Origin of the sequence: Arenibacter sp. F20364 (genome assembly GCF_023015905.1) — a bacterium.
Classification (GTDB): Bacteria; Bacteroidota; Bacteroidia; order Flavobacteriales; family Flavobacteriaceae; genus Arenibacter.
This window is the reverse complement of sequence record NZ_JALKBD010000170.1, coordinates 1-350: the sequence shown is the minus strand read 5'-3', so window position 1 is coordinate 350 and position 350 is coordinate 1. Positions and strand designations below refer to the sequence as shown.

1 protein-coding gene is annotated in these 350 nt (G+C 48.9%); it reads left to right on the top strand.

Annotation, left to right across the window (positions count from 1 at the left end; translation table 11 throughout):
* Nucleotides 1-350, top strand: a 350-nt coding sequence (locus tag MWU84_RS24190) for a hypothetical protein (protein ID WP_246906627.1), incomplete at both ends; no start/stop codon positions are given.

The following is a 350-nucleotide window of genomic DNA, read 5'->3' as shown; positions in this document are numbered from 1 at the left end:
ACAGCGAAACTTGGTGCCGATGCGGTTACCAATGCTAAATTGGCCGACAACGCGGTTCAGACAGAAAACATATTAAGTGGAGGCAACGACAAGGTTTTGGTTACGGATGCCGTTGGTACGGTTGAGTGGATCGACAAGTCGAGCTTCGCGGCCATTGCGGACCAGGTAACGATTACCGGGGCAGGTACTACTTTGGATCCTTTCAAGGTTGAGGACCTTTCCATAGTAACAGCGAAACTTGGTGCCGATGCGGTTACCAATGCTAAATTGGCCGACAACGCGGTTCGGACAGAGAATATATTAAACGGTACTATCCTTACAGAGGATATTTCCTCAGGAGGCAACGATAA